The sequence below is a fragment of the Canibacter zhuwentaonis genome (assembly GCF_018531145.1).
GTDB classification, from domain to species: Bacteria; Actinomycetota; Actinomycetes; order Actinomycetales; family Microbacteriaceae; genus Canibacter; species Canibacter zhuwentaonis.
The window spans coordinates 52,848-60,727 of sequence record NZ_JAHDSZ010000007.1 but is presented as its reverse complement, the minus strand read 5'-3'; the positions used below and the strand labels follow the sequence as shown (position 1 = coordinate 60,727).

The following is a 7,880-nucleotide window of genomic DNA, read 5'->3' as shown; positions in this document are numbered from 1 at the left end:
ACCAACCAGAAACCAAGCAAAACTGCCCCTCAACCGGTTAAACCACCCCGCCAACAAACAACAACTATACACACACCCCAAACAAAACACAAAACCCAATCACAAACCCGGGCGCGTCACCCAAAAACACAAGGACAACTGCTAAATCACAAAACTACACACACTAATCACCCGACAACAACTACACCCCAAACAAAACGAACACACCACCCCACAAACTACACTGGGCACAAATTACATCGCACACAAAAAACACCAAACCCCGACCGCTCCCGATCCACCTGATCTAGTCGAAAACAACAACCGCTTTAGCTTTTTTGCCACGCCCCAGCACAACAATCCGCCGCCCCCTCGCATAGTCGGCAACCAGATCCGCCACATCAGCCACCCGCACACCATTCACCGCAGCACCACCCTGCGCAACAACCCGCCGCGCCTCCGCCAGTGACGCCACAAGCGAGGTTGCAACCAGCGCCTGCCCCACTGTTATGCTCTCCTCGCCCGCAACCGAAACAAGATCGCTCGTTGCCTGGCGCAGCAGCTCCTCAGGCACACTGTCAAAGAATCCTCGCCCAAACAGCGCGTCAGCCGCAGCAATCGCATCGCGAGCAGCCTGCTCTCCATGTACAAGCGCGGTCACCTCAAAAGCCAGACGCTTCTGCGCTGCTCGCGCGCCAGGATCCGCCATAACTTGTGCCTCATACTCCAGAATCTCCGCGCGCGACAGAAAAGTGAAGATTTTGAGCCGCTCAACAACATCTGCATCCGCCTGATTAAGCCAAAACTGGTAGAAAGCGTAGGGCGAACACATTTGCGGATCAAGCCAGATTGCGTTTCCCTCGCTCTTGCCAAATTTGGTGCCGTCGGAGTTGGTGATTAGCGGGGTTCCCACAGCGTGCACACTCGCGCCCTCGGCTTTGCGGATCAGGTCGATGCCACCCACGATGTTGCCCCACTGGTCTTGCCCGCCAGACTGCAGAGTGCAGCCGTGACTGCGGAACAGCTGCAGAAAATCGTAGCCCTGCAGAATCTGGTAACTGAACTCGGTGTAGCTGATACCCTCTCTGGATGCCAGCCGCGCCGCGACAGCGTCTTTTTTAATCATCGTACCGACACGGAAAAACTTGCCAATATCGCGTAAGAAATCGAGCGCGGATAAATCTGCCGTCCAGTCGAGGTTGTTCACCATGCGCGCGGCGTTATCACCATCAAAGCTAAGAAAGCATTCGATTTGCGAGCGCAGCGAGGCGACCCACTCGGCAACTGTTTCGCGTGAGTTTAGAGCGCGCTCAGCGGTTGGGCGGGGGTCGCCGATAAGACCGGTGGATCCGCCGACCAGCCCGAGGGGCTTGTGACCGGCGAGCTGCAAGCGTCGCATGAACAGAACTTGCACCAGGTGTCCGAGGTGGAGGCTTGGCGCGGTGGGGTCAAATCCGCAGTAAAAAGTTATTGGCTCAGAGCCGTTGAGGGCTGCCGCAAGTGCTTCTTTGTCGGTTGAAACGCTTACAAAACCACGCCAGGTTAGCTCATCAAAGAGCCCCTCGAAAGTGTCGTCGTTTTTTTGTGCGGCTAGAACATCAGCCCTGCTTTTGGATAGTGCCATACCGATATGCTACCCGAGCAAAACGGCAAGCGGCGTTAAAATACACCGTTTGCTCCGAAAAAATTAAGTTAATTAGTTGTCGAATGTGTGTTAATAACCAAGCAAACGGGCTGGGTGTCTGCTGCGCGCAGATCGAGTACCTGCCTGTATTAGTGGCAGATCTGCCACGCCTAATTAAGCACCCGGCAAATCCAAGCTAAGCGGTTACCAGATAACCTCAAGCGTCACATTGAGCACGAGCAGACTGGACATAGCTCCCAGCACCACCGTTGATACGTTTTCTTTTTTACGGAAGAAAACTATCAGCCCTACAATAACCAACAATACTGCCAGTTTAACACCGATTTTAAGGTTGTTTGGCTCACCTCCAGTCGCGTAAATTATGCCCACAAGACCGGCTCCTGTAAGCAGCAACCCGATGGCGCTGTGTAACATACCACCAGAGATCACCGCACTGCCGTTTTTAGCAGGTTTGAACTGCGCAATAGTAGTGCCCAGTAACGCGCCAAAACACAGGAAATGCAAAATTAAAATAATATTTCTCAGAATCTCCATGCTAACAAATATAGCAACTGGTGACCTGCTTTCTAGGTTAGTGATCGCTAACCTAGATCTGCTCTTTAGCTAGTGCGCAAAATGACGCTCTCCCGTGAAATACATGGCGATCCCGGCGGCTTCTGCGACAGCTATAACCTCGGCATCGCGTTTTGATCCGCCGGGTTGCACAACCGCGCTCACACCCGCATCAACCAGGGTTTGCAGACCGTCAGCAAACGGGAAAAAGGCATCCGAAGCGGCAACGCTGCTCCGCACTCGATCTCCCGCGCGCAAAACAGCGAGCATAGCAGAATCAACGCGATTAACCTGCCCCATGCCAATGCCGACACTGGCCTGATCTTTAGCCAGCAAAATCGCGTTAGATTTAACCGCGCGGCAAGCCACATATGCAAAACCAAGATCGCACAGTTCAGCGTCACTTGCCGCGCGAGATGTCACCAGATGCCATTCGCTAGCGGAAACGAAACTACGGTCTGCCTCCTGCGCTAAAAATCCGCCGGAAATATGCCGCACCTCGATGCTCTCCTGCCTGAAATCGGCGGGCAACTGCAAGACGCGCAAATTCTGCTTGTTTTGCAGTATCTCAAGCGCGGCTGGCTCATATTCTGGCGCAATAATAACCTCGGTAAAAACCTCCGCAACGGCTTTTGCGAACTCTTCTGTAACGAGCGAGTTGCTCGCAACAACACCGCCGAACGCAGAAACTGCATCACACGCTAAAGCCTTTTGATAAGCTTGCGCAACTCCGCCCGAGCTGGTTGCGATACCGCAGGGGTTGGTGTGTTTAATAATCGCCACCGCTGGCAGCTCATGATCGTACGCCGCGCGGATCGCCGCATCCGCATCCACAAAATTGTTATAGGACATCTCTCTGCCGTTGAGCTGTGCGGCCTGCGCCAGCCCTGAAGTGTCACTGTCCACAAACAACGCCGCGCGCTGGTGCGAGTTTTCGCCGTAGCGCAGAATCTTCTTGCGTGTACCAACAACCTGATAACCGGTAACCGTGCCCTCGGAGGGGGTAAATAGCAGCTCTGCATCATCTTGCAGATCGCTCTCGCCATCAGCTGATGCGAGAGTGCTAGCCTCGGCCCAACCGCTTGCTGCCTGCTCAAGCATCCAGTTAGCGATCTCTCCGTCGTAGTTTGCAGTGTGCACAAACGCCTCGGTTGCAAGGTCGCGGCGCTGCTGTAGCGTAGTACCCCCGGTCTGCACCGCCGCAATAATCTCATCATAGCTCGCAGGTGACACCACGATTGCCACGTTGGCGTGGTTTTTTGCGCTCGCGCGCACCATAGCGAGACCGCCAACGTCGATATTTTCGATCACATTAAGCGCGGATGCGCCGCTTGCAACTGTCTCTGCAAAGGGGTAAAGATTAACCACAACTAGCTCAAAGCTCTGATAACCGCAAGATGTGAGCTGCTCTTGATGGGAGTCTAAGCGTAAATCTGCAAGCAACCCCGCGTGCACCGCCGGATGCAGGGTTTTAACGCGCCCGTCAAGCATCTCGGGAGCACCGGTTACCCGCTCAACATCGGTAACGGCGTACCCGCCCTCGCGAATCAGCGCCGCTGTTGACCCGGTTGAGACAATCTCGACCCCCTCTGCAACAAGCGCCGCCGCAAGCTGCAACAGCCCCGTTTTGTCGCTAACAGAAATAAGCGCACGCTTTACCCGAATGCAATCGCGATGCTTGTAATCTGCCGGATTTTGAGCATTAACTGACACGGTTTCCCCTTAAATATTAATCTGCCAACAATTCTACAGGACGGATAGGACACTAAAAATTAAACTGTTGATAAAACAATCTTGTAAGCCAAAAATCAAGCTGTTGCAAGCGTATTTTTGCCCGCGACACAGTAGCGCCCACGACAAGGCCAAACCGTCAGAAAGCAGCCCAGCCCGCAACGAAATCAAGCTGCTACCGGCGCAATCTCGCCCGCGACAAAACTAATCCGCTAATAACGCAATTTTGCCCGTGGCGATATCCTGCACAACATCGACGAGCAGCTGCCGCTCAACAACCTTGATTTTCTCGTGCACAACCGCAACGGTTTCACCCTGCAGAATATCAACCTCACACTGCGCAATGGTTCTTCCGGTATCCACGCCCTCGTCAACAAAATGCACTGTTGCGCCGGTCTTGGTTGCGCCCGCCGCGAGCGCATCCTCTACCGCGTGCGCGCCTGGAAACAGCGGCAACAGAGCCGGATGCGTGTTAATAATGCGTGGCGTAAACTCGTGCACAAAATCCGCGGGTAAAACACGCATAAACCCGGCAGAAACGATCAGCCCCGCATCTTTCGAGATGCCGCACGCCACTATTTTCGCGGCGAGTGCGCGCCCCCAGGCTTGTCTATCCGCAAAATCAGTCGGCGACACAACAAAACTCGGCACCCCAAAATCTGCCGCATGCTGCAACCCTGCGGCTTGATTATCCGCGCCAACAGCAACAATTCTGTAGCCAGCATCGGGGCGTGCCGCGCGCTCCAAAAGCGCCCGCAAATTACTGCCCCCGCCAGAAATCAACACAACAATATTCAGCATCTAAACCACCTTGCCAACGCACAAACCGCGATACTCTGCAACAAGTTTCTCACAGAATATGTGCGGATAAAAAACCTCTCGATCCTGCCGCGTCGCCAGCGCCGCCCGCTGCAAACGCTCCGGTTCGGCAAGCAGCTCGCCCAGTAACCGCGCGAAATCACAGGGGGTTTCACCGGCCGCATAGATTCCGCTGCCCGCCGTTAGCCCCTCAGTAATTAGCGGATCGCACAGCACCACAGGTCGGAACAGACTGACAGCCTCAACCACCGTCACTGGCTGATTGTCGAAGCCGTAGCTGCTCAGCACAACAGCGTGTGCGCGCTCCATTTGCGCCCGCACCTGCTCTCGCGTGAGCCTGCCGGTGAACACGACCGGCAGCTGCGCCGCAGCCCTTTTTGCGCGGGATAGCAGCTCGCCCTCGCCCACGACTGTGAGCTTAAAATTAGCCTGCCCGTGCTTCTGGCACGCTAGTTTGAACCCGGCGAGAAACTCGAGCAGGCGCTTTTCAGGCACAACACGCCCAACCCAGACAAGGCGCAGCGGCGGCTGCCAAGCATCCGCTGACCCGTGAACTTGCCCTGCGCCCGCCGGCTCGCCGCGCTGCCAGATGCCCGCTGTGTCGTGAGGCTGCCCGGCGCGCTCAGGCTCGCGATCTGCGCACATATCAAAACCCGCCGGCGACATCGGGTTTGGCAGCACAACAACATTTTCAACCCCCGCCTGCTGCAAACAAAAACGCTGGTGAGTAGACGGGCTAACCACAAGATCCGCCGCCAGCGCCTGCTGCAGCGTGATGGCGCGCAGCGCGTTGTCAGCGCGGGCGCGTGTGAGGGACGGGCGCGACACCGACGAGCCGGTTATGAAACGCGCGAACGCGCGCACCGCGCCCGCCGCGCACAGGTCGAACACCCCGCGCAGACGCGCCTGCCAGAAAAACGTATGCACGGTAAACACGGTTGGCACGCCCAGCTGCGCGGCTACCTCGCGCGCGGCCGTGGTAAGCCCAAACTCAGAATGCGAGTGCACAATGTCAATGTTTTTATGCTGTAAAAGACGTTTCAGCCGCGCACGCAGACGCGCGGTATTGCGGATCAGGGGCAGCCCCAGAACCGGAATTGTGCCTGCGCTTGCGACCGTGACAAAATCGTATGCGGAGGCGAGCTGCGCGGCGGCGGAGTCAGACCGATTAGGGCTGAAAGACTCGCCCGCTGCGGGCTCACACACAGCAAACTCACCCGTTTCAGGTTTGTGTGTTGCAGACTCGTGCCCGTGCGATTTGTGGTCGGGTAATTCATCCCCAGGCGACTCGCCCGCGAAACCCAGCGGCATATCGGGTGCGATAATCACGATCTCGTGTCCGGACTGTCGCAGTGCAGCTGCTTGATCCAGGAACGCGCTCTGCGCCCCGCCCAAATAGGTTAAAGAATAGTCAATTACAAACGCAATACGCACTTTACACCACACCTACAGCTCGTCCGCTTGTTTCTTTAGATGGCTCGGCTCGGCGCGCGGCACTGCTGTTTTCAAAGCGCCTGCCCGCGTTAACGGACTCCCTTTACGCTGGGCACTCTCCGTAAACGACTTACCTCCCAGTTGCTCCGCTGCTGCAAACGGCTCGGCTTCTTTCGCAGTGCCCGCCTCAACAGATGATTCATCCTCGTAAAGATAGCCGCTCTCTAAACCTTCTGCCAGGATGTTATCGTCGTATTCATACACGAAATCGCCTGTGTCGCGATAGCCTGCAAGCTCGCGCTCGCCACGCACGCCACTCACACCGCGCGTACTACGCACCCCACCAAGCTCCGTAAAATCAGACCCAAAACCTGTTTTACCCCACTCAATCCCGCGCCGCACAGCATCGGGCACAAAAAATCCGCATCCCAACCCAAGCAGTGCCTGCGCCGTCAACAGCGAACTCGTCTGCCAAGGGTTCGGACCGGTAAGGGTGAACTTCGCCGGCCCTATAGCGCCGGTTGCCAAGCTGAAACTCCACACAAAAACCAAAAACAAAACAAACCCAACAGCACCTACAACGCACAGTTTTTGCAGACTGTGCAAATTTTTTAGGTGTTTATCCGCTAAAACACCGATGAGCACAGCACCCGCAACAAACGTGAGGGGCGCGAGAAACCCAAGCTCACCCCAGCTATCAGGAATCACCCCAAACAGCGGCAGCGCCGGAAGGGTTGCACGATCCGCCATAAAGGGCGAAAAAGCAGTTGCAGTGTCGATCATAAATCCCGCGCCGCTAAACCACGCGAGCGTCCACAGCAAAACCGTCGGTAAAAACAGGGCGTGCAGCATCCAGAACGCTAAAACACCCAGCCAGTCAAGGTGCAAACTCTGACTCAGGCGCAGAAAATCCGTCGCGTGAAGCGCCAACGCGAGTCCAAACCCAACCCCCGCAATAGTCACAAAAACAGCCGCCAACGCCGCACAAATACGCGGCGCAAAACGCAGCGGTGAAACCCAGAAAACCCACTTTTCAGAATCCACCAGCGGTAATATTCTGCTCTCAAACAGCCGCGCAAGCCTGATGCGCTCCCCCAAAAGCACACCAGCGAGGAATGATCCGCTAAAAAACAGCACCGGTTTTACAACCAGCCAGCTCACAGGGGCAGCGCCCAGCGGCTGCCCGAAGCCCGCAGCAACGACCGCAACTATCGCAAAGCCGCAAACAGCGCCACCGCACACCGCAACAAGCTGCGACAGCCTGCCAGAAGCCTGCGCCGCCGCACGATATCCCGCCCGTAGCGCGCCGATCACGGTGATCGCCATAATTCCCAGCAACGGCAGCGAAACTGGGAAGGTGATCGCGGATTCGCCAGCCCCGAGCGCCATCGCTTGCCCCGCAGAAACCTCGAACTCGAGCGGCAGGGCGTGCCCCCACAGCCAGATAGCAGATGTGATCACGATCACGAATTTGAGGTCGAAACTCGCGGTAATAGAAAATAGCGCGATAAAGAGAGCAGGAAACCCGATCAGCACAAAACTACCAAGACCCACCAAAAACGCTTCTAGCACAGCAAAAAGCATCGCCCTCAAGTATTTCATCGCTGTTAAGTCTACTAAACCGAGATTGGGCGGATCTAAACACCAAGCCCTCCACAAGCAACGGCAGCAAACCAGCACGTCACCAGCTAAAAGGTATAGGTTAGATTGGGTAAATTGC

6 protein-coding genes are annotated in these 7,880 nt (G+C 56.0%); all 6 read right to left on the bottom strand.

Annotated features, from left to right (window positions below):
- Positions 1-286 precede the first annotated feature (286 nt).
- On the bottom strand, positions 287-1,603 hold the full coding sequence (gene tyrS, locus KJY78_RS04675; RefSeq protein ID WP_214337452.1) for a tyrosine--tRNA ligase: 1,317 nt from the start codon (positions 1,601-1,603) through the stop codon (positions 287-289).
- A gap of 204 nt (positions 1,604-1,807) precedes the next feature.
- Positions 1,808-2,158: a hypothetical protein gene (locus KJY78_RS04670; protein WP_214337451.1), complete on the bottom strand. Its 351-nt coding sequence runs from the start codon at positions 2,156-2,158 to the stop codon at positions 1,808-1,810.
- Positions 2,159-2,227: 69 nt separating this feature from the next.
- Positions 2,228-3,889, bottom strand: coding sequence for a bifunctional phosphoribosylaminoimidazolecarboxamide formyltransferase/IMP cyclohydrolase (gene purH / locus KJY78_RS04665; RefSeq protein ID WP_214337450.1), 1,662 nt, complete (start codon positions 3,887-3,889; stop codon positions 2,228-2,230).
- Between the two features lie 222 nt (positions 3,890-4,111).
- Complete coding sequence (purN, locus tag KJY78_RS04660) at positions 4,112-4,708, bottom strand: phosphoribosylglycinamide formyltransferase (RefSeq protein ID WP_214337449.1); 597 nt, start codon at positions 4,706-4,708, stop codon at positions 4,112-4,114.
- Positions 4,709-6,160: a glycosyltransferase family 4 protein gene (locus KJY78_RS04655; RefSeq protein WP_214337448.1), complete on the bottom strand. Its 1,452-nt coding sequence runs from the start codon at positions 6,158-6,160 to the stop codon at positions 4,709-4,711.
- A gap of 12 nt (positions 6,161-6,172) precedes the next feature.
- Positions 6,173-7,762, bottom strand: a complete 1,590-nt coding sequence (locus KJY78_RS04650) for a cell division protein PerM (protein WP_214337447.1) — start codon at positions 7,760-7,762, stop codon at positions 6,173-6,175.
- Positions 7,763-7,880: the final 118 nt, after the last annotated feature.